We start from the raw sequence: 19,724 nt of genomic DNA on the forward strand, positions 1-19,724 counted from the left end.
GACTTTCTGCTGGTGGTGCCGGGCATTCGCCCCACCTGGGCGGCGGCCGGCGACCAGAAGCGCATCATGACCCCCGAGGACGCGGTGGGCGCCGGCGCCGACTATACCGTCATCGGCCGGCCGGTCACCGCCGCCCGAGACCCCCCGGCCGCGCGGCCTGGCCGCCGCGCTGAACTACGCCTACCTGGACCCCGGCTCCATCTACCGCGCCGTGGCGGCCCGGATCCTCGCCGCCGGCGGCGACCCGCAGGACCCGGAAAGCGCCGCCGCGACAGCCCGGGAGTTGACCCCCGCCGACCTGGAACGCGACGACCTGCGCCGCGAGGATGTGGGCCAGGCGGCCTCCCAGGTGGCGGCGATTCCCGAGGTGCGCAGCGCCCTTCTGGACTTCCAGCGCGGCTTCGCCGCCGCGCCGCCGGGCGGCCCCGAGGGGCCCCGGGGCGGGGCGGTGCTGGACGGCCGCGACATCGGCACGGTGGTCTGCCCGGAGGCGGATATGAAATTCTTCCTAACAGCCTCGGTTGAAGCCCGCGCCATGAGACGGCATAAAGAGTTGCTAGAACGGGGCGAGAAGAGTATATACGCCCGCGTTTTGCAGGACTTGCGCGAGAGGGATGCGCGCGACAGCGGGCGGGCGACCGCCCCCTTGAAAGCCGCGGATGATGCGGTACGGCTTGATACCAGCGGCATGGATGCCGATCAGGCCTTCGAGTTCGCCATGGCGGAGATCGCCCGGCGGCGCGACCAGGAACGGTTTCAGGAAAACTGAAGATCCCGTTGTTCCAAGGCAGGACCGAGCCTTTTCGGCCTGCTTTGAGCGCAAAGCCCCGCAAGACAGACCGCCCGGGATGGTCCCGGGAAGACCGGCGGCAAACCGCCCGGCCTGGATAGTGCACGAACGAAAGGACTGACTACATGGCTGAAGCAGCCACCACCGATACCGCCGCCAAAGAGAGCTTTGCGGCCCTGCTTGATGAATCCCTCGGCACTGAAGACGGCCTCGAAGGCAAGGTCCTTCGCGGTACCATCATCGCGATCGACGGCGACACCGCCGTTGTCGACGTTGGCCTGAAGTCGGAAGGGCGCGTCGCCCTCAAGGAATTCGCCGAGGCCGGCCAGATGCCGGAGCTCAAGGCCGGCGACGAGGTCGAGGTCTATCTGGAGCGCATGGAGAACAAGAACGGCGAGGCCATGCTGAGCCGTGAGAAGGCCAAGCGCGAGGAAGCCTGGACCCAGTTGGCCAAGGCTTTCGCCGACAATCAGCGGGTGACCGGCACCATCTTTGGCCGCGTCAAGGGTGGCTTCACCGTGGACCTTTCCGGCGCCGTGGCCTTCCTGCCCGGCAGCCAGGTGGACATTCGACCGGTGCGCGACGTCAGCCCGCTGATGGGCACCCCGCAGCCCTTCCAGATCCTCAAGATGGACCGTTCGCGCGGCAACATCGTGGTCTCGCGCCGCGCCGTGCTGGAGGAGACCCGGGCCGAGCAGCGTTCGGAGCTGGTGGCCAACCTGAAGGAAGGTCAGGTCCTGACCGGCGTGGTGAAGAACATCACCGACTACGGCGCCTTCGTGGACCTGGGCGGCGTCGACGGCCTGCTGCACGTCACCGACATCTCCTGGAAGCGCATCAACCACCCGACCGAGGTGCTGTCCATCGGCCAGCAGGTCCAGGTGCAGGTGATCCGCTTCAACCCGGAGACCCAGCGCATCAGCCTGGGCATGAAGCAGCTGGAGGCCGATCCCTGGGAAGGCGTCGCCGCCAAGTACCCGGTCGGCACCAAGTTCACCGGCCGCGTCACCAACATCACCGACTACGGCGCCTTCGTGGAGCTGGAAGCCGGGATCGAGGGCCTGGTCCACGTCTCCGAGATGAGCTGGACCAAGAAGAACGTCCATCCGGGCAAGATTGTCTCCACCTCCCAGGAGGTCGAGGTCATGATCCTCGACGTCGACGAGCAGAAGCGTCGCATCTCCCTGGGCCTCAAGCAGTGCGGCAACAATCCCTGGGAAGCTTTCCTGGAGACCTACCCCGCGGGCAGCGAGCTGGAAGGCGAGATCAAGAACATCACCGAGTTCGGCCTCTTCGTCGGCCTGCCCGGCGAGATCGACGGCATGGTCCACCTCTCCGACCTGGACTGGAACCTGTCCGGCGAGGAAGCGGTCAAGCAGTACAACAAGGGTGACAACGTCAAGGTCAAGGTGCTGGACGTCGACGTCGAGAAGGAGCGCGTCAGCCTGGGCATCAAGCAGCTGGGCGAGGATCCCTTCGCCGGCTCGACCGAGAACCTGAAGAAGGGCGACGTGGTCACCTGCACGGTGCACCAGGTTACCGACAACGGCATCGAAGTGCAGGTTGGCGAAGGCGCCATCGGCTTCATCCGCAAGGCCGAGCTGTCGCGTGACCGCAGCGAGCAGCAGCCCACCCGCTTCGCCGTCGGCGAGAAGGTCGATGCGCGCATCACCGCCATCGACCCCAAGACCCGCAAGATCGCCCTGTCGATCAAGCAGCGGGAGATCGCCGAGGAGAAGAAGGCCGTCGCCGAATACGGCTCCACCGAGTCCGGCGCCAGCCTGGGCGACATCCTGGGCGCGGCCATCTCCGAGGCCCGGGCCAAGGCCGAGGGCGACGACAAGAAGGAAGACTAGAGCAGCCCGCGTCCGGGCGGCCGGGGCCGAAAGGCGCTCCGCCCGCGCCTGGGTTGCAGGAAAAGAACGGCCCGCCGAACTCCCGGCGGGCCGTTTTCTTTTGCGCCCCCGGTGCAGGGGCCCCGCGAAAACGCATGGAATCCTTGCGCTTCCGGTGATTTTTCGATCCTCTGCATTCATCGAAAAAACGTTTGTTCTGAAAGGCTTATCCTTGACGCCCGAACGTTCCTCTGGCAACGTTTCCTGCACTTGCAGGCTGGGCAGAGGTCCCGGTGGTGCGAGGGCAGCGCGATGCGACCGCGGCAGGGAAAAACAAAAGCACAAGATTCCCCGCCGAAACCCAGTCGATAACGGCGGCGGATCGTGACCTGCGGGAGGTAGAACGGGATGGGGACGCCGGCCGCATCGCGGGTCGGGAGGGGAACGATGTCGCTATGACGAAATCAGAACTGATCCAACACATCGCGGATCTGAATCCGCACCTTTACCATCGAGACGTAGAGCGTATCGTGACGACGATCTTCGACGAGATCAGCGAAGCGCTCTCCCGGGGGGACAGGGTCGAGCTGCGTGGCTTCGGAGCCTTTTCGGTGAAACGCCGCGAGGCCCGGGTCGGCCGCAACCCGCGTACGGGTACGGCGGTGAACGTCTCGGAAAAGCACGTTCCCTTCTTCAAGACCGGCAAGCAGCTGCGCGAACGCCTGAACAACCGCTGAGCCCGGACTCCCCGCCGCCCGGGCAACCTGCGGGGGCGCCGGGGGGAATTTTATGACGGGTCTCGCGAAGCGGCGCCGATTGGGCTAAAGTCCGCCTGTGACCTTGGACCCTGAACGGCAGTTGCGCCCGTGCACTACATCTACGTGATCGTCACCGCCCTGTTCCTGATCGTCTTCGCGACCTTCACGTCGGCGAACCTGCAGGGCGTGACCATCGACTTCTGGCCCTTCGAATACCAGATCAACGCGCCCTTCGCCCTGGTCGCCCTGGGCTGCCTGCTGGTCGGCTTCCTGGTCGGCGCCTTCCTCATGTGGCTGCGCTTCGGCGCCGCGCGCGCCCGGGCCCGCCGGGCCGAGCAGCGCGCCGCCGTGCTGGAACGGGAACTGGGGGAGCTGAAGCGCTCCGCCGCCAGCGCGCCGCGCGGCCCCGGCGGCGGCTCTGCGCCCCAACTCGCTGCCCCCGAGCTCAAAGCGGTCTCCGGCAGGAATTAGCTTTCCCATGCGCGTCATCTCCGCCGCGGAGGTCGAGGCCGCGCTCGACTATCCCAGCCTTGTCGAGCGCCTGCGTCAGGCATTCCGCCGCGATATCGAGGTGCCGCTGCGCCATCACCACGACATCGAGGTGACGGGCGGCAACAGGGCGACCCTGCTGCTGATGCCGGCCTGGCAGGTCGACCGGCACATCGGCGTGAAGATGGTCACTGTCTTCCCCGACAACGGCCAGCGTTCGCTGCCCGCGATCATGGGCATCTACATCCTGTTGGACGGCAAGACCGGCTCGCCGCTGGCGCTGATCGACGGCCCCAAGCTGACGGTCAAGCGGACCGCCGCCGCCTCGGCGCTGGCCGCGCACTACCTGGCGCGGCAGGATGCCGAGCGCCTGCTGATGGTCGGCACCGGCGCGCTGGCGCCGGAACTTATCATGGCCCATGCGTCCGTGCGGCCGATCTGCAACGTGCTGATCTGGGGCCGCAACCCGAAGAAGGCGGAGAAGCTGGCCAAGCGCATGAACCGCCATGACTTTCGCGTCGACTGGACCGACGATCTGGAGGCGGCGGCGCGCGGCGCCCATGTCATTTCCTGCGCCACGCTCTCGAGCGAGCCGCTGATCCACGGCGCGTGGCTGCAGCCCGGCACGCATGTCGACCTGGTCGGCGCCTTCCGCCCGGACATGCGCGAAACCGACGACGAGGCCGTACGCCGCGCCCGCGTTTTCGTCGACACCCGCGCCGGCGCCACCAAGGAGGGCGGCGACATCGTGCAGGCGGTGGAGTCCGGCGCCCTGGACCCGGACGACATCGCCGGCGACCTTTTCGAGATAACCCGGGGCGAGCGCAGCGGGCGGCGCTTCTACGACCAGATCACCCTCTTCAAGTCGGTGGGCACCGCCATCGAGGATCTGGCCGCCGCGCAGCTTGCCTACGAGCGGGCCTAGCCCGGCCCGGGGGGCCGCCGGACCCAGGCTGGCCGCCGACTTTGTGACGGGGATACCGGGAGGCTGGATTTCGGGCCGCCCCGGCGTTATGCAGGACGCGGCGCCCCGCCGGTGATCCGCTGCCGAAGCCTGTATCGGCGGCGGCCTGGGTCGGCGGGCAGGCCAGCAGGCAAGAAGGTGCAAAGCCATGAAAGTCATTATCATCGGGGGCGGCATCGTCGGCTTGTCGACGGCCTGGGCCCTGGCGCGCAGCGGCCACGAGGCGCTGCTTTTCGAGCAGGGACCGCTGCCCCACGACGGCGGCGCCTCCTATGATCAACACCGTTTGATCCGCCTGCCCTACGCCGACCAGATCGGCTACTGCGCCATGGTCATCGACGCGCTGAAGGCCTGGCAGAGGATGTGGGACGACCTGGGCGAGTCCCACTACGCCGAGGTCGGCAGCCTGGCCCTGTCGAGCGAGGAGGGCGACTGGGCCGACCTGTCGCGCCAGACCCTCGACCACCTGAGCCTCGATTACGCCACCCTGGACAAAAAGCAGATCGAGGCGCTCTGCCCCTTCATGAAGGTGCCCGAGAACGTCTGGGGCCTGCACAACGAGGCGGGCGGCGTGCTCTTCGCGGCGCGCATCGTCGAGGCGCTGATCCGCGACCTCGGCCACCGCGGCGTGAAGCTGCGCGACGAAACCCGCATTGTCGGCGTCGATCCGGCGGCCGGTTCGGTGACCCTGGAAAACGGCGAGCGCGAAAGCGCCGACGCCATCGTCGTCGCCGCCGGCGCCTGGACCGCCAAGCTGTTCCCCGAGTTGCAGCGCCGCGCCGTGCCGCACCGCCAGGTGGTGGCCTACATGGAGCCGCCGGAGGCCCACGCCGAATCCTGGGCCAAGGCGCCGGTCATGGTGCACCTGCTGAACGACGTCGACATCTACGCCGCGCCGCCGGCCGGCGGCACCGAGCTGAAGTTCGGCTGCGGCCAGCACCGCCGGCCCGGCGACCCGGACAGGCTCGACCCCCTGGGCGACGACGAGGCCGCCCAGGTGGCCGGCGCCTTCGAGCCGCTGCTGCGCGACTTCGCCGACTACAAGGTGCTGCGCGGCCAGGTCTGCCCCTACGCCATCGCGCCGGACGAGCGCTTCGTCACCGAGAGCAACGGTCCGGTCCTGCTGATCGGCGGCTGCAGCGGCCATATGTTCAAGTTCGGCGCCCTGATGGGCGAGCAGCTGGCGCGCACCGCCACCGGCGAGACCGCCTTCAAGGACTTCAAGCTCTGGGCGGAAGGCCGCCACCAGAGCCTGACCCGCAACTGAAGACCACACGCATGACGACGGAGAGGAAGCCATCATGAGCAGCGACCTGAAACCCCACGAGCGCATCTTCGTCGGCCTCGACACGCCGGACATCGACAAGGCCGCGCACCTGGCCAAGACCCTGGTCGGCAGCGTCGGCGGGGTGAAGATCGGCAAGGAGCTGTTCACCGCCCAGGGCCCCGACGGCGTGCGCATGGCCGCCGGCGGGACGCCGCTGTTCCTGGACCTGAAGTTCCACGACATCCCCAATACCGTGGCCGGCGCCATCCGCGCCGCCGTGCACCTGCGCCCCAAGATCGTCAACGTTCACGCCTCCGGCGGGCGCGCCATGATGATGGCGGCGGCCGAGGCGGCGCGCGAGGCGTCGGAGGACCTGGGCGTCGAGCGCCCCCAGGTGATCGGCGTCACGGTGCTGACCAGCCTGGACGCGAAGGACCTGGAAGAAGTCGGCCAGATGGGGCCCGCCGAGGCCCAGGTGGAGCGCCTGGCCCATCTGGCCCAGGACAGCGGCCTGGACGGCGTGGTCTGCTCGCCGCGGGAGATCGCCCTGCTGCGCCGGGCCTGCGGACCGGACTTTCTGCTGGTGGTGCCGGGCATTCGCCCCACCTGGGCGGCGGCCGGCGACCAGAAGCGCATCATGACCCCCGAGGACGCGGTGGCCGCCGGCGCCGACTATATCGTCATCGGCCGGCCGATCACCGCCGCCGAAGACCCCCTGGCCGCCGCCCGGCGCATTGCCGCCGACCTGGACGCGGCGGCGGTGGATGCCTGAGCGCGGCGGCGGATAACCGCATGACGCAGGAACAACCGGCCGCGCCGGGCGGCCCGCCCGAAGGGCCGCTCGCCAACGTGGTGATCTGGGAGACCCTGATCGCCGCCTTCGCGATCACCTTCCGCGACCCCGGGCTGCTGCTCCGCGCCGCGGCCGGCGGGCTGCTGTTGCTCGCGGCCACGACCCTGGTCAGCGTTGCGCTGCCGCCCAACCCCTTCACCCTGCTGTTGATGCTTCTGGCGCCGATCGCCGCCTACAGCCATTTCGGCGTCAACTGGTACCGGGCGGTCCTGCTCGGCCCGCAGGGGCTGATCCGCCCGGCGCTGCGCTGGGACCGCCGGCACTGGCGCTTCTTCGGTCTCGGCCTGCTGCTGGGCGGCGGCCTGCTGGCGCTCGGCGGCGTGCTGTCCATGAGCCTGCCCCTGCCTCCGGCGCTCATCGCCCTCTGCCTGCTCTACCCGGCGGCGCGCAGCAGCTTCCTCTTCCCCGCCATCGCCGTGGAGGAGCCCTACAGCCTCGCCTACGCCTGGCGCCACACCAAGGGACAGGGCGGACGCCTGACCGTGCTGCTGCTGCTCGCCGGGCTGCCGCTGTTCCTGATCGTCGCCATCGCCGTCAGCCTGCTCTTCGATGCCCTGATCGGCATTTCCCTCTTCGACGTCGCATCACTGCAGGCCGGCGCGCCGGGCGCCCCCGAAGCGCGCCTCGGCGAGATCACGGGCGAGGGCGGGGACCTCGCGATTTCCCCGCTGAAGACCCTCAGCTTGAAGATGATCACCGAGGCCCTGACCATGGGGGTGCTGGCGGTGCTCTACAGCATCGTCGCCCTGGCCTTCCGCCGCTGCACCGGCTGGGTGCCCGCGGCGCCGGCGGGCCCGCCCGCCGACCGCGGTGCGCCCTGATTCCGGCCCTTTCCCTTGGTCGAATTCCGGGCTAGCTGTTATCGTTCTGGTTGGCAGGGTGCCGGAGAGGAGGCGCCGCGACAACGCAACTGGGGGAAGACATCATGTCGATGGATGAGATGCCGGCAACGCCGATGAAGCTGTCTTTCGAGGCCACCTTCAGCGGCGCCTTCTCCACCGTTTTCGGCCAGTTCTGGATGTTCATCAAGGCGGCGCTGCTGCCGCTGCTGCTGGGCGTGGCGCTGGGCGTGGCCGGCGTGGCGCTGCTGTTCGTCGACCCGGCTCTGGCGCTTCCGGTCCAGTTTCTCGGCCTGCTGCCCTTCGCCATGCTGGGCGTCGCCTGCTGCCGTCTGACGCTGATCGGGCGCGCCGCGGGCGCCCTGCCGCGGCCCGTCTTCGGGCGGCGCACCTGGGTTTATTTCGGCTACACCCTGCTGTTCACCCTGTTCCTGTGGATACCCGTCGTCGTCGTCGGCTTCACGCTGCTCGGCAGCAGCCTGATCACGCTGGGAACCGACCCGGAGAGCCTCGACCCGGCAAACGCCGCGGCCATGGGCTACAGCGTCTTGCTGCTGTTTCCCGCCTACCTCATCTACTTCTACTTCCTGCTGCGCCTCAGCCTAGTGTTCCCGGCGGTCGCGGTGGACCAGAAGCTGGGCCTCGGCGGTTCCTGGCGCCTGACGCGCGGCGCGGCGGGCTTCAAGCTCTATGCCGTCTATGCCGTGCTCGTGATCGTTCTGCTCATCGCCATCATGATCGCCATGTTCGTGGTCAACGCCATCGTCGGCCTGTTCTGGTTCGGACCCGACTTCTCGCAGGACCCCGCGGACATCGACGTTGTGGCGGTGCTCGCCAGCCAGGCGCCGTCGCTGGTCCTGGGGCTGATCTTCGAATACCTGGGCTTTGCGATCATGATCGCCGCCCTGGCCGGCGCCTTCGCCCAGCTCAGCGGCTGGGGCGGCCCGCGCGAGGAAATCCTCGAGCGCTTCGAATGAGTGTCCTGGAACACGCAACGACAGGCCGCCGCAAGCTGTCGATCTGGCAGGCAACCAAGGCAGCCTACCGCAGCACCTTCGCCAACCCGGGCCGCCTCGCCATTGCCGCGGCAGTCCCTTTCGTGCTGTCGCTGCTGCTCGACGGCTTCTTTGCGCCAGAAGCCTCAGGATTCGGCCTGACCCTGGCCTACACCGCCGCCAGCACCGCCATTCTAGCTCTCTTCGAGTTGACCTGGCTGCGCTTCCTGCTGTTGGGGCCGGCTCAAGCAGAGACCGGACTGCTGCCCGGCACTAACCGGCGGCTGCCGTCCTTTGTCGCATACAGTCTGCTGCTGCTGCTCCTTTTCATGCCGGCGCTGCTTCTCGTGCAGATCACGCAGGAAAATCCGGAGTCGGCATCGGCCGGCATCGTCATCGGAACGATCGTCGTCTACGTCCTCGCGATCTATCTCTGCACCCGCTTCATTCTGGTCTATCCGTGGATCGCCGTCGATGCACCGGAGCGCCTGACCGCATCCTGGCGCGCGACGGCGGGCAACGGCCTGCGCCTGATCTTTGCCATACTCCTGGCCGGCATTCCCCTGCTCGTGACGGCGGGCATCATCATTGTCGTCGTTGTGGTTGTCTTCCATGGCGATGCCCAGCAGATAAACATCGCCGCGCAGCAAGGCCTCATGCCGTGGGTGAGCAACGCCATCGGCAATCTGCTGGTCTACATCTTCTACGCGCTCAGCTGCGGCGTCACGGCCTACGCCTTCTCGGCGCTGACCGGCTGGCAGGGCGATCGCCGCGAATTGCTGGAGCGGTTTGATTGAGCCGAACCGGGGAGAACACCGGGGCCGCCCCGGGCGGCGAGCTGCGGGCGGCGGTCTTTGCCGTCAAGGCCTTCCACAACGTCTTTCGCACCCCCTGGGCTTTCGCAAAAATCGCTGCCCTGCCGGGATTGCTGATCTTGGGTATTCTTTGTGCCGCCAATTGGATTGCCTGGCCCAACCTCTACCTAGCGTCGTTTGGGCTGGGCGCCCTGGCTATTCCCCTCAGCGCGCTCGGCTTCGGCTGGCTGTGCTTTTCCCTGCGGGAGGCCCCGCCGCGGTTCTTGTCCGCCAGGCAGTGGAGCCCCTCCTACCTCCTGGTGTTCCTCTACAGCCTGCCCTGCGTGCTCTGGTTCGTAGCAGTGCCCGTCCTCCTGCTGGCGATGCTCCAGTCCTTCGCCGGCACGGCCCTCGAGCCCAGCTTCGAGGCGGGTCTGATCGTGGGCCTCTGCCACATCTCGCTGGGTCTCTATTTCATATCGCGCCTGATGCTGGCGACACCGGCAATCACCGCCGGCATGGATAGGACCCCCAAAGCCGCGTGGCGGCTGGCAGAAGGGCGGAGCCTGCGCCTTTTCGGCGGCCTCTACCTGCTCGTCGTCATCGTGCTGGCGGGGAGCATCTTCTGCCTTATCGGCTACTCCACCCTGATCAACCTGGCCAAGATCCCGCTGGGCATCTTCACCGATCCCCTCTGGCGCTATTGGTGGCTGCCGGACCGTTTTCAGGTGATCATCAGCCTCGGCCTCACGGCCGGTGCTGTTGTCTTCGCGGAATACTTGGCCCTGGTCTACCGCACGCTCACCGGCTGGCGCGGGCCGCAGCGGGAACTTCTGGAGCGATTCGAATGAGCACTCAGGGACCACCGCCCGATCCGGTCGCGCGGTTGCAACTCTGGCCGACCGTCACCGAGGGCCTGAACCTGCTGCTGGCCAACCTGGGCGCCATGGCCAAGCTCGCGCTCTGGCCGCTGCTGCTCAGCATGGCCGCCGACTTCGCGCTGACGGCGACCTTCTGGGGCACGCCGCTTTACGGTGTCCTGAGGCTGCTCTGCCTGAACCTCATCTGGGTGCTCTTCGCCGTCGGCTGGCTGCGCCTGCTCCTCTTGCAGGACCGCAGAGTCATTCGCGTCTTTCCGCAGCTGACCCCGGACTACCGTCGCTTCACCTTCTACACGCTCGTCATCGCCCTCTTCGACCTGGCGCTGCAGCTCGGCCGCCGCTATCTGGATGACGTGCCCGACGACTTCGGCGCGCCGGGGCTCGAATACTGGCTGGCCTTTCTCGCGATCTCTTTCGTGAAGCTGCGCTTCTCCTTCGTCTATCCGGCGGTGGCCGCCGGGGAGACCTACAGCCTGGCGCTCTCCTGGCGGCACAGCGCCGGCTCCAGCCTGGCGCTGTTCGGCGCCCAGCTCATCGCCGTCTTCATTCCGCTCATCCTGCTGAGCTACCTCGCCAACGCCCTGGCGGCCAGCCCCGACGCCTTTGTGCAGATCCTGATCTGGGTCGGCTCCTACGCCGTGATGTGGCCGCTGGAGGCCGCCTACCTGGCGATCCTCGTCGTCGCCTTCCGTACCTGCACCGGCTGGGTCCCGCCGCCCGACAAGGCCATCGTGGAGCGCTTCGAGTGAGTGCGACGTCAAACGAAGCGGCGAAGGCGGCGGCGGCGACCACGCGCCTGCCGGTCTGGTCGACCGCTGCGGCGGCCTGCAGCGCAGTTGCACGAAACCCCGGAACCTTCCTCAGGCTCGCCGCATTTCCGATCCTGCTCTGCCTGCTGATCCCGTTGGCAACGCTGCCCCTCTACCCCTTCATCACGGAACAGCTTAATCGCTGGGGCGACATTCCGCTTGGCGCCTTGTTCGACAAGGCGGGACTGGAAAGCTTCATTGATCAGGTCCTGCTCTGCATACCCTTCACGCTCTTCCTCAGTCACTGGCTGCAGTTTCTCGCCGGCGGGGCATCCTCGCGGGTCACCGGAGCAATCTGGACTGAGCGCGACCTCGGCGTGATGGTCTACTGCCCGCTCTTCATTCTTCTCCCCCTGCTCATCTTTCTCAATTCCCTCTGGGAGCACTACGAGGCCCTTTCGGCCGAGCCCGGCTTCCTTCTATCGACCATGTACTTCATCGGCTACAGCGCCGAGTGGCTCATCTATCTCGGCGTCTTCGCCCCCTACCTGTTCGCCTTGGCCGTCAACCTTCTTCTGCTTTCCCCCAGCGGACCGGCCTTCGCGGCGGCGGCGGCCGGCGAGCGCCTCGGGCTTTTTGCGGCCTGGCGGCTGACCCGTGGTCTCACCTTCCGCCTGCTGTGGCTTTGGCTGCTACTCTACGCCGGAACAGGCGTCGTCGGCGGGCTCCTGTCTTCTGCAATCGAATCGGCCTACAGCAACGGTCTTGAAGCAGGCTTCGACCCGAGCTTTGGCCTCATTCCACCGGACAACACCTTTGCCTGGGTCGCCGTCTGGCAAGTTGTGCAGCTGCCGCGCACGTTCTTTGTCTTTGTTGCCGCAGCCTTGATCGCCAGCGTCTGCCTGCGCGCCTACCACGGCGAAAACCCCGCAACATCCAGCGCACAACAACAGATCATGGAGCGTTTCGAGTGAGTGCAGAGACACAAGCAGCTGCGGCAGCCACGCGCCTGCCGGTCTGGCCCACCGTGCGCGGTGCCTATGCGGGCGTCCTCACAAACCTCTGGCCGCTGACGAAGCTCGCCGCACCTCCGTTGCTCGTCGCCCTGGCGATTCCGCTCACCACGGCCCCTTTCGATCCAATCACCACCTTGGTGCTCTTCCAACTCGTCGGCCGCGACACTGCCTATCTGCTGGAAATCGCCGGCATCCACCAGATGATCGACTTCGCGCTTTTGCTGATCCCCTTTTCCTACTTTGCAGTGAAGTGGCTGCACTTCTTGCGGCTAGGACAAGACCTCGGTGCCGCCACATCGTCGCCGGGAGCCGGAGGCTACCTGCTCTTCCTGCGACTCAGCCCGCTCCTTTTTGGGATCTATCCCGCAATCGTGTTTCTCAATCAGATCTACATCGCCTATGGGTATGTGATCAGCCTACGGACATCTCTCGCCGATCCGGTCAGCACGCTACTGGTCCAACCTCATTGGATCTATGGACTCGTCGCCGGCACGATGTTGGAGATCGTCATCGTCGCCCGGTTTGCCCCTGCCTTCGCCACCGCTGCCTATGGCGCGCCCGTCTCCCTGCGCGCGGCCTGGCGCAGCACCCGCGGGCAGACTTTCCGCCACGCGCTTATCTGGCTGCTCACCTATCGCCTCGCCTGGTTCGTTTTTGCGTACAGCATTGCCTCAGCTCTAGCGGAATTGCAGATTCCTGACAGGCTTTCTTTCCATGCGCTGTTTGGTGGCGGGAGCCTTGAAGAAAGAATGATCCTGGCATCAATGGAGCTGCCCCTAATCGCCGCGATGTTTGCGGTCATCGCACTGGGCCTCGGCTTCCTCGCCGACGTCCGCCGGCCATCAAGCCCGCGCACCCTCGCCGCCTTCGACTGACCCGGTTGACTCCGGGCGCCCGAGCGGCGCTAATCCCGCCGTCATGACTGTCCAGGTGAAAATCTGCGGCCTCTCGACGCCGGAGGCCATGACCGCCGCCATCGAGGGCGGGGCCGCCTTCGTGGGGCTGGTGTTCTATCCGCCGAGCCCGCGCGCTCTCACGCCCGCCCAGGCCGCGCCCCTGGCGGCGATGGTGCCGGAGGGGGTCGTGAAGACCGGCTTGCTGGTCGACGCCGGGGACGCCACGATCGAGGCCATCCTGAAAGAGGTGCCGCTGGACCTGCTGCAGCTGCACGGGGCCGAGAGCCCGGCGCGGGTGGCGGAGATCAAGGCGCGCTTCGGCCTGCCGGTCATGAAGGTGGTGAAACTGCGCGGCCAAGGCGACCTGGAGGCCGTCGATCCCTACCTGGAGGCCGCCGACCGCCTGCTGTTCGACGCCAAACCGCCCGCGGACATGGAAAACCCCCTGCCCGGCGGCAATGCCGTGGCCTTCGACTGGACCCTGCTGGCCGGGACGAGCTGGCCGCTGCCCTGGATGCTGGCCGGCGGGCTCACGCCCGAAAACGTCGCCCGGGCGGTGGAGATTTCCGGCGCCCCGGCGGTCGACGTCTCCTCCGGCGTGGAGGACGCGCCGGGACGGAAGAATCCGGCCAAAATCAAGGCCTTCCTGGCCGCCTGCCGGGCGCTTTAGCGGCCCCTGAAAGGCTGAATTCCGCCCTTTCGGGGCATTGCGGAGACGGCCCTAATCGGGCAAAGTCCGCCCTTCATCAACGATAAAACGCGAACAAGGACCAGCCCGGATTTCTCAAGCTATGGCGGACGTCACGGAGACAAATTTGATGACAGGCAAGGAAAGACGCGCAGGGCGTATCGGCAATACGGGCAAGCGGCTTGACGCCGCCTGTCATCAAATTTGCCCCGCCCTTGAGGTCGTCTCAGGAAGCCCGCCGGGGGCGTCGAAGTCCTCAACCGTAGGCACCGCTACGCTTTTCGGACTTCTCCTGCCCAGCGGGCTTCCTGAGACGATGACGTTCCACCATAGTTTGAGAGATCCGGGCTAATGTCCCCCATGGAGACGCTCAACACCTACCGCGCCGGGCCCGACGAGGCCGGGCATTTCGGCATTTTCGGCGGCCGCTTCGTCGCCGAGACGCTGATGCCGCTGATCCTGGACGTGGAGCAGGCCTACACCGCCGCCCGCCAGGATCCGAGCTTCCAGAGCGACTACGACTACTACGCCAAGCACTACGTCGGCCGGCCGAGCCCGCTCTACTTCGCCGAGCGCCTGACCGGGGAGCTGCGCAAGGGCGCGCCCTCGGACAAGGGCGCCAAGGTCTACTTCAAGCGCGATGAGCTGAACCACACCGGCTCCCACAAGGCCAACAACGTGCTGGGGCAGATCCTGCTGGCCCGGCGCATGGGCAAGACCCGCATCATCGCCGAGACCGGGGCCGGCCAGCACGGCGTCGCCACCGCCACCTTCTGCGCCCTCTTCGACCTGCCTTGCGTGGTCTACATGGGCGCCACCGACATCGAGCGCCAGGCCCCCAACGTCTTCCGCATGAAGCTGCTGGGCGCCGAGGTGAGGCCGGTGACCAGCGGCACCGGCACCCTGAAGGACGCCATGAACGACGCCCTGCGCGACTGGGTCGCCAACGTCGAGAACACCTTCTACATCATCGGCACGGTGGCCGGCCCGCACCCCTATCCGGCCATGGTGCGCGACTTCCAGTCGATCATCGGGCGTGAGACCCGCGAGCAGATCATGGAGGCCGAAGGCCGCCTGCCCGACGCGCTGGTCGCCTGCATCGGCGGCGGCTCCAACGCCATGGGTCTGTTCCACCCCTTCCTGGACGACAAGGACGTGGCCATCTACGGCGTCGAGGCGGCCGGCCACGGCATCTCCTCGGGCGAGCACGCGGCCTCGCTGACCGGCGGACGCCCCGGCGTGCTGCACGGCAACCGCACCTACCTGCTGCAGAACGACGACGGCCAGATCCTCGACGCCCATTCGATCTCCGCCGGCCTGGACTACCCCGGCATCGGGCCGGAACACTCCTGGCTGCACGACATCGGCCGCGCCAACTATGTCTCGGCTACCGATGCGGAGGCGCTGGAGGCCTTCCAGCTCTGCTCGCGCATCGAAGGCATCATCCCGGCGCTGGAGCCGGCCCACGCGCTGGCCTACGTGCGCAAGCTGGCCCCGCAGATGGGCCGCGACCAGATCATCGTCATGAACCTGTGCGGGCGCGGCGACAAGGACGTCTTCACCGTCGCCGCCGCTCTGGGAGTTGAGCTGTGAGTGAAGCCAGCCGTATCGAGAAGCGCTTCGCCGCGGTGAAAGCCGAGGGCCGCGGCGCGCTGGTCACCTTCGTCACCGCCGGCGATCCGGACTACGACACCTCGCTGGAGATCGTGAAGGGCCTGCCGGGCGCCGGCGCCGACCTGATCGAGCTGGGCATGCCGTTTTCCGATCCCATGGCCGAGGGTCCGCCGATCCAGGCCTCCAGCCTGCGCGCGCTGAAGGCCGGCATGACGCTCAACAAGACGCTGGACATGGTGCGCGAGTTCCGCAAGGACGACGCGGACACGCCGATCATTCTCATGGGCTATTTCAACCCCATCTACAGCCACGGCGTCGACCGCTTCGTGAAGGATGCCAAGGTGGCCGGGGTCGACGGCCTGATCATCGTCGACCTGCCGCCGGAAGAGGACACGGAGCTCTGCCTGCCGGCGCTGGAGGCGGGCATCCACTGGATCCGCCTGGCCACGCCGACCACCGACGACAAGCGTCTGCCGGTGGTCCTCAACAACACCAGCGGCTTCGTCTACTACGTCTCCATCATGGGTATCACCGGCACCGCCGCGGTGCCGACCGACCATGTGCGCGAGGCGGTGGCGCGGCTGCGCCGCCACACCGAACTGCCGGTCGCCGTCGGCTTCGGCATCCGCACGCCGGAGCAGGCCGCTACCATTTCCGGCGTCGCCGACGGCGCGGTCGTCGGCTCGGCCATCGTCGATGCGGTGAAGGCGGAACTGGACGACAACGGCAAGGCGAAACCCGGTCTGGCGGCCAAGGTGCTGGCCCTGGTAGAGTCCCTGGCGAACGGCGTCCGCGGCAACCGCGCCGCGTAACAAACGGTTGGGAACAAGGGGAGATCGACCCGCCCATGAACTGGATCACCAACTACGTCAGGCCGAAGATCCGCGCCCTGGTGCAGAAGCCCGAGGTTCCGGACAATCTCTGGGAAAAGTGTTCCAGCTGCGGGCAGATGATCTTCCACCGCGAACTGGAGAACAACCTGCGGGTCTGCCCGCACTGCGGCTACCACATGCGCATTCCGGCGCGCCGCCGCCTGGAGCTGCTGTTCGACGACGCCAAGTTCAAGGTCATCGAGCTGCCGGAAGTGGTGCACGATCCGCTGAAGTTCCGCGACCGCAAGCGCTATAGCGAGCGCCTGCGCGACGCCCAGGCCAAGAACGGTGCCGACGAGGCCATTGTGGTGGCGCACGGCGAGATCGGCGGCAAGCCCACGGTCATCGCCGTCTTCAACTTCGCCTTCATGGGCGGTTCCATGGGCATCACCGTGGGCGAGGGTCTGCTGGCCGCGGCGCGCCTGGCGGTGATGCAGGAAGCCACGCTCATCGTCATTCCCGCCTCCGGCGGCGCGCGCATGCAGGAGGGCATCCTCTCGCTCATGCAGATGCCGCGCTCGGTCGTCGCCGTGGAGATGGTCAAGGATGCGGGCCTGCCCTACATCGTGGTGCTGACCGACCCCACCACCGGCGGCGTCTCCGCCTCCTTCGCCATGCTGGGCGACATCGCCCTGTCCGAGCCCGGCGCCACCATCGGCTTCGCCGGCAAGCGCGTCATCGAGGAGACCATCCGCGAATCCCTGCCCGAGGGCTTTCAGAGCGCCGAGTACCTGCTGGAGCATGGCATGGTCGACATGGTGGTGCGGCGCGGCGAGCTGCGCGACACCCTGGTGACCATCATCAGCCTGCTGCGCGACAGGACGCCGGTCGCCGAGGTCGTGCCGCTGGGCGAGGGCAAGAAGGGCGCCGCCCGCAAGGCGGAGCCCGCAGTCGAGATTCCGCCGGCCCCGCAAACCGGCAAGGCCGCGGGCAACGGCGAGGACAAGAGTGCCGCCAAGGCGCCCGCCAAGGCCGCGGCCGACGACGGGGCCGAGGCCCCGGCAAAGCTTGGGGAGGGCGATGCCCCCCGCAAGTGATGCGCCGGAGATTGTCCCGCAGGGCAAGACCAGCGACGCGGTCCTCGACCGCCTGACCCGCCTGCATCCCAAGGTCATCGACCTCTCGCTCGGCCGCGTCGAGCGGCTGCTGGACCGCCTCGGCCATCCTGAGCGGCGCCTCGCCCCCGTGGTCCATGTCGCCGGCACCAACGGCAAGGGCTCGCTGCTGGCCTTCCTGCGCGCCATGCTGGAGGCGGCGGACAGACGCGTGCAGGTCTACACCTCGCCGCACCTGGTGCGCTTTCACGAGCGCATCCGCCTCAGCCGGGGACTCATCGACGAGGCGGCGCTGATCGCCCTGCTGGAGCGCTGCGAGGCGGAGAACGGCCCCGAGCCCATCACCTTCTTCGAGGTCACCACCGCCGCCGCCTTCCTGGCCTTCGCCGAAGATCCCGCGGACATCCTGCTGCTGGAGACCGGCCTGGGCGGCCGCCTGGACGCCACCAACGTCATCGACCGGCCGCGCCTCACCGCCATCACCCCGGTCGCCCTCGACCACCAGCAGTTCCTGGGACCTTCGCTGGAGGTCATCGCGCGGGAGAAGGCGGGCATCATGAAGCCGGGTGTGACCTGCGTCACCGGCCCGCAGGAACCGGCGGCCCTGGCGGTGCTGGAACAGCACGCGCGCGAGACCGGCGCGCCGCTCTTCGCCTACGGCCGCGACTGGACTTTCACCGCGACGCCCGGGGGCTTCCGCTATGAAGACGCGAAGGGCCTTCGCAAGCTGCCGAAGCCGGGCCTGCTGGGCAGCCACCAGATCGCCAATGCCGCCCTGGCCGTGGCCTGCGCCGCGCAGCTCGGGGAATTCGACCTCAGCGACAATGCCATTGAGGCGGGGATCGCCCGGGCGACCTGGCCGGCGCGCCTGCAACGCCTGACCAAGGGCCCGGTGGTGGAGGCCCTTCCGGCGGGCTGGGAGCTGTGGCTGGACGGCGGGCACAACCCCGCCGCCGGGCAGGCCCTGGCCGAGACGATAAGGGCGGAATGGGGGGAGGGCGCAGCCGGGCGGCCGCTGGACCTGGTCTACGGCATGCTCGACACCAAGGTGGCCGCCGGCTACCTGGAGGCCCTGGCGCCCTTGACGCAGTCGCTGCAGGCGGTGCGCATTCCCGGCGAGGCCGCCAGCCTCTCCGCCGAAGCCGCCGCCGACCACGCGCAGAAGGCAGGGATCGACGCCGCCCCGGCGGACTCGGTCCTGGCGGCCGTGCAGCGCCTGGTCGAAGAGGGAATCGATTCGGGAAGCGGCAAACCGCACCGCATTCTCATCTGCGGCTCGCTCTACCTGGCCGGCCACGTGCTGGCGGAGAACGGCTGACCCCGGATGCCCGGTCGCTGTCGGGAGAGACCGTGGCGACAGCCCGGGCCGCAGCGACGGCTCAGTAGTTGTTGGTGACGGCGATGTAGTCCGGGTCTTCCTGGGCGTCGCGCTCGAACGTCAGGAACTCGTAGTAGCCGCAGCGCTTGCGCCCGGGATACTCGCGGCAGATCTTGGGCCGCGCCTCGTAGATGGTGCAGCGGCGCTTATCCGTGTCGAAGAACCAGCAGATGCTGCCGAAGTGCTCGTCCTTCTGGTGGCGCAGCACGCGCGGGGCCTTCTTCATGCCCTTTTCCTTGAAGCCCTTCTTGGTGTAGCGCTTCTCGGCCTCTTCCTCGCTCACCTTGAAATGCTCCGCCAGCCGCTTGATGTCCTTCGGCTTGGCGTGGATGTTCGGGTAGGAGCAGCAATACCCCGGACACTTCAGACAGTCGTACTTTTCTTTTCCCACGGAGAAGACCTTCTCACCTGATCGTTTCTTGTTCTTCGCGACTCTGACAACGAGACCAGCGCGGACCTTCGGCACTCAGCGCCGCCCTGTCAAGGGTCGCATCATGAAGATCACAGGTTAAGAGCTTGCAAACAAAGAAAAACCCCGCCGGATCCTTCCGGCGGGGTTTTGGGGCATCTTTCGGGGGGATACCGTACTAACTGGGGGAATACCGTATTTGGAAGCTAACATACCTTGTTACACCCTACCATTTAGGGTGTCAGACAACGGATTCAACCCATTCCATCAACTGTCCCTTGCCGACCGCGCCGACCTTGGTCGCCGCCACCTGGCCGTCCTTGAACAGCATGAGGGTCGGGATGCCGCGCACGCCGTACTTCTGGGGCGTATGCGGGTTGTCGTCGATGTTGATCTTGGCGACCGTGACCCGGCCGCCCATCTCCTCCGCAATCTCTTCCAGCGCAGGCGCGATCATCTTGCAGGGTCCGCACCATTCGGCCCAGAAATCAACGAGGACAGGCCCCGCCGCCTGCAGAACATCCTGTTCGAACGTACCGTCGCTGGTCGGTCTAGTGCTCATAGAAACTTACCCCTGTAACG

The 19,724-nt window shown here is 67.3% G+C and carries 21 protein-coding genes and 1 pseudogene; 20 read left to right on the forward strand and 2 right to left on the reverse strand.

The features are described 5' to 3' along the window. The 20 genes and pseudogenes from H7X47_RS00005 to H7X47_RS00100 all read left to right on the forward strand — a co-directional run. A pseudogene (locus H7X47_RS00005) lies at positions 1-177 on the forward strand (orotidine 5'-phosphate decarboxylase / HUMPS family protein); the annotation flags it as partial. A 34-nt stretch (positions 178-211) separates the two neighbouring features. Further along, positions 212-769 carry a (d)CMP kinase gene (locus H7X47_RS00010; RefSeq protein ID WP_319633495.1) on the forward strand — a complete coding sequence of 186 codons (558 nt, stop codon included), beginning with the start codon at positions 212-214 and terminating at the stop codon, positions 767-769. Between the two features lie 146 nt (positions 770-915). Then, positions 916-2,646 (forward strand): 30S ribosomal protein S1, encoded by a 1,731-nt coding sequence (gene rpsA / locus H7X47_RS00015; protein WP_193366565.1) that lies wholly within the window; start codon positions 916-918, stop codon positions 2,644-2,646. A gap of 434 nt (positions 2,647-3,080) precedes the next feature. Further along, positions 3,081-3,362: an integration host factor subunit beta gene (ihfB, locus tag H7X47_RS00020; protein ID WP_193366566.1), complete on the forward strand. Its 282-nt coding sequence runs from the start codon at positions 3,081-3,083 to the stop codon at positions 3,360-3,362. Between the two features lie 129 nt (positions 3,363-3,491). Next, on the forward strand, positions 3,492-3,854 hold the full coding sequence (locus H7X47_RS00025; RefSeq protein WP_193366567.1) for a lipopolysaccharide assembly protein LapA domain-containing protein: 363 nt from the start codon (positions 3,492-3,494) through the stop codon (positions 3,852-3,854). A 7-nt stretch (positions 3,855-3,861) separates the two neighbouring features. Beyond that, a complete protein-coding gene (gene lhpI, locus H7X47_RS00030; RefSeq protein WP_193366568.1) occupies positions 3,862-4,797 on the forward strand; it encodes a bifunctional Delta(1)-pyrroline-2-carboxylate/Delta(1)-piperideine-2-carboxylate reductase in 936 nt (311 codons plus the stop codon). 187 nt (positions 4,798-4,984) lie between these two features. After that, positions 4,985-6,103 (forward strand): NAD(P)/FAD-dependent oxidoreductase, encoded by a 1,119-nt coding sequence (locus tag H7X47_RS00035; protein ID WP_193366569.1) that lies wholly within the window; start codon positions 4,985-4,987, stop codon positions 6,101-6,103. A gap of 34 nt (positions 6,104-6,137) precedes the next feature. Continuing rightward, complete coding sequence (gene pyrF / locus H7X47_RS00040; RefSeq protein WP_193366570.1) at positions 6,138-6,875, forward strand: orotidine-5'-phosphate decarboxylase; 738 nt, start codon at positions 6,138-6,140, stop codon at positions 6,873-6,875. Positions 6,876-6,895: 20 nt separating this feature from the next. Beyond that, positions 6,896-7,777 (forward strand): hypothetical protein, encoded by an 882-nt coding sequence (locus H7X47_RS00045; RefSeq protein ID WP_193366571.1) that lies wholly within the window; start codon positions 6,896-6,898, stop codon positions 7,775-7,777. 104 nt (positions 7,778-7,881) lie between these two features. After that, positions 7,882-8,772 carry a hypothetical protein gene (locus H7X47_RS00050; RefSeq protein ID WP_193366572.1) on the forward strand — a complete coding sequence of 297 codons (891 nt, stop codon included), beginning with the start codon at positions 7,882-7,884 and terminating at the stop codon, positions 8,770-8,772. Then, positions 8,769-9,587 carry a hypothetical protein gene (locus H7X47_RS00055; RefSeq protein ID WP_193366573.1) on the forward strand — a complete coding sequence of 273 codons (819 nt, stop codon included), beginning with the start codon at positions 8,769-8,771 and terminating at the stop codon, positions 9,585-9,587. The genes H7X47_RS00050 and H7X47_RS00055 overlap by 4 nt, the downstream gene beginning before the upstream one ends. Further along, entirely contained in the window at positions 9,584-10,435 is an 852-nt protein-coding gene (locus H7X47_RS00060; protein ID WP_193366574.1) for a hypothetical protein, read from the forward strand. Before H7X47_RS00055 ends, H7X47_RS00060 begins: the two co-directional genes overlap by 4 nt. After that, positions 10,432-11,214: a hypothetical protein gene (locus tag H7X47_RS00065; protein WP_193366575.1), complete on the forward strand. Its 783-nt coding sequence runs from the start codon at positions 10,432-10,434 to the stop codon at positions 11,212-11,214. Before H7X47_RS00060 ends, H7X47_RS00065 begins: the two co-directional genes overlap by 4 nt. Before the next feature lie 155 nt (positions 11,215-11,369). Further along, positions 11,370-12,188 (forward strand): hypothetical protein, encoded by an 819-nt coding sequence (locus H7X47_RS00070; protein ID WP_193366576.1) that lies wholly within the window; start codon positions 11,370-11,372, stop codon positions 12,186-12,188. Then, positions 12,185-13,105 (forward strand): hypothetical protein, encoded by a 921-nt coding sequence (locus H7X47_RS00075; protein WP_193366577.1) that lies wholly within the window; start codon positions 12,185-12,187, stop codon positions 13,103-13,105. The genes H7X47_RS00070 and H7X47_RS00075 overlap by 4 nt, the downstream gene beginning before the upstream one ends. Positions 13,106-13,148: 43 nt before the next feature. After that, a complete protein-coding gene (locus tag H7X47_RS00080) occupies positions 13,149-13,796 on the forward strand; it encodes a phosphoribosylanthranilate isomerase (RefSeq protein WP_193366578.1) in 648 nt (215 codons plus the stop codon). A 378-nt stretch (positions 13,797-14,174) separates the two neighbouring features. Further along, complete coding sequence (gene trpB, locus H7X47_RS00085) at positions 14,175-15,407, forward strand: tryptophan synthase subunit beta (RefSeq protein ID WP_193367487.1); 1,233 nt, start codon at positions 14,175-14,177, stop codon at positions 15,405-15,407. Beyond that, positions 15,404-16,240, forward strand: a complete 837-nt coding sequence (gene trpA / locus H7X47_RS00090; RefSeq protein ID WP_319633496.1) for a tryptophan synthase subunit alpha — start codon at positions 15,404-15,406, stop codon at positions 16,238-16,240. Before trpB ends, trpA begins: the two co-directional genes overlap by 4 nt. 35 nt (positions 16,241-16,275) lie before the next feature. Beyond that, the gene (gene accD / locus H7X47_RS00095; protein WP_193366579.1) at positions 16,276-17,337 is read left to right on the forward strand and encodes an acetyl-CoA carboxylase, carboxyltransferase subunit beta; all 1,062 of its coding nucleotides are present in this window, start codon (positions 16,276-16,278) and stop codon (positions 17,335-17,337) included. Continuing rightward, positions 17,321-18,673, forward strand: coding sequence for a bifunctional folylpolyglutamate synthase/dihydrofolate synthase (locus tag H7X47_RS00100; RefSeq protein ID WP_193366580.1), 1,353 nt, complete (start codon positions 17,321-17,323; stop codon positions 18,671-18,673). Before accD ends, H7X47_RS00100 begins: the two co-directional genes overlap by 17 nt. A 61-nt stretch (positions 18,674-18,734) precedes the next feature. On the opposite strand, the gene H7X47_RS00105 is transcribed toward H7X47_RS00100, so the two are convergent. Together H7X47_RS00105 and trxA are read right to left on the reverse strand one after the other, a co-directional pair. Beyond that, on the reverse strand, positions 18,735-19,124 hold the full coding sequence (locus H7X47_RS00105; RefSeq protein WP_319633497.1) for a YkgJ family cysteine cluster protein: 390 nt from the start codon (positions 19,122-19,124) through the stop codon (positions 18,735-18,737). A 259-nt stretch (positions 19,125-19,383) separates the two neighbouring features. Continuing rightward, positions 19,384-19,704, reverse strand: coding sequence for a thioredoxin TrxA (trxA, locus tag H7X47_RS00110; RefSeq protein ID WP_193366581.1), 321 nt, complete (start codon positions 19,702-19,704; stop codon positions 19,384-19,386). Positions 19,705-19,724 lie beyond the last annotated feature (20 nt).

The sequence above is a fragment of the Pelagibius marinus genome, from assembly GCF_014925385.1.
GTDB lineage: Bacteria > Pseudomonadota > Alphaproteobacteria > Kiloniellales > Kiloniellaceae > Pelagibius > Pelagibius marinus.

Excerpts from the sequence above, each read along its gene's own strand:
- rpsA (WP_193366565.1), top strand. The coding sequence starts at position 916 with ATGGCTGAAGCAGCCACCACCGATACCGCCGCCAAAGAGAGCTTTGCG.
- ihfB (WP_193366566.1), top strand. The coding sequence starts at position 3,081 with ATGACGAAATCAGAACTGATCCAACACATCGCGGATCTGAATCCGCAC.
- lhpI (WP_193366568.1), top strand. The coding sequence starts at position 3,862 with ATGCGCGTCATCTCCGCCGCGGAGGTCGAGGCCGCGCTCGACTATCCC.
- H7X47_RS00035 (WP_193366569.1), top strand. The coding sequence starts at position 4,985 with ATGAAAGTCATTATCATCGGGGGCGGCATCGTCGGCTTGTCGACGGCC.
- pyrF (WP_193366570.1), top strand. The coding sequence starts at position 6,138 with ATGAGCAGCGACCTGAAACCCCACGAGCGCATCTTCGTCGGCCTCGAC.
- H7X47_RS00045 (WP_193366571.1), top strand. The coding sequence starts at position 6,896 with ATGACGCAGGAACAACCGGCCGCGCCGGGCGGCCCGCCCGAAGGGCCG.
- H7X47_RS00050 (WP_193366572.1), top strand. The coding sequence starts at position 7,882 with ATGTCGATGGATGAGATGCCGGCAACGCCGATGAAGCTGTCTTTCGAG.
- H7X47_RS00055 (WP_193366573.1), top strand. The coding sequence starts at position 8,769 with ATGAGTGTCCTGGAACACGCAACGACAGGCCGCCGCAAGCTGTCGATC.
- H7X47_RS00065 (WP_193366575.1), top strand. The coding sequence starts at position 10,432 with ATGAGCACTCAGGGACCACCGCCCGATCCGGTCGCGCGGTTGCAACTC.
- H7X47_RS00080 (WP_193366578.1), top strand. The coding sequence starts at position 13,149 with ATGACTGTCCAGGTGAAAATCTGCGGCCTCTCGACGCCGGAGGCCATG.
- trpB (WP_193367487.1), top strand. The coding sequence starts at position 14,175 with ATGGAGACGCTCAACACCTACCGCGCCGGGCCCGACGAGGCCGGGCAT.
- accD (WP_193366579.1), top strand. The coding sequence starts at position 16,276 with ATGAACTGGATCACCAACTACGTCAGGCCGAAGATCCGCGCCCTGGTG.
- H7X47_RS00100 (WP_193366580.1), top strand. The coding sequence starts at position 17,321 with ATGCCCCCCGCAAGTGATGCGCCGGAGATTGTCCCGCAGGGCAAGACC.
- trxA (WP_193366581.1), bottom strand. The coding sequence starts at position 19,704 with ATGAGCACTAGACCGACCAGCGACGGTACGTTCGAACAGGATGTTCTG.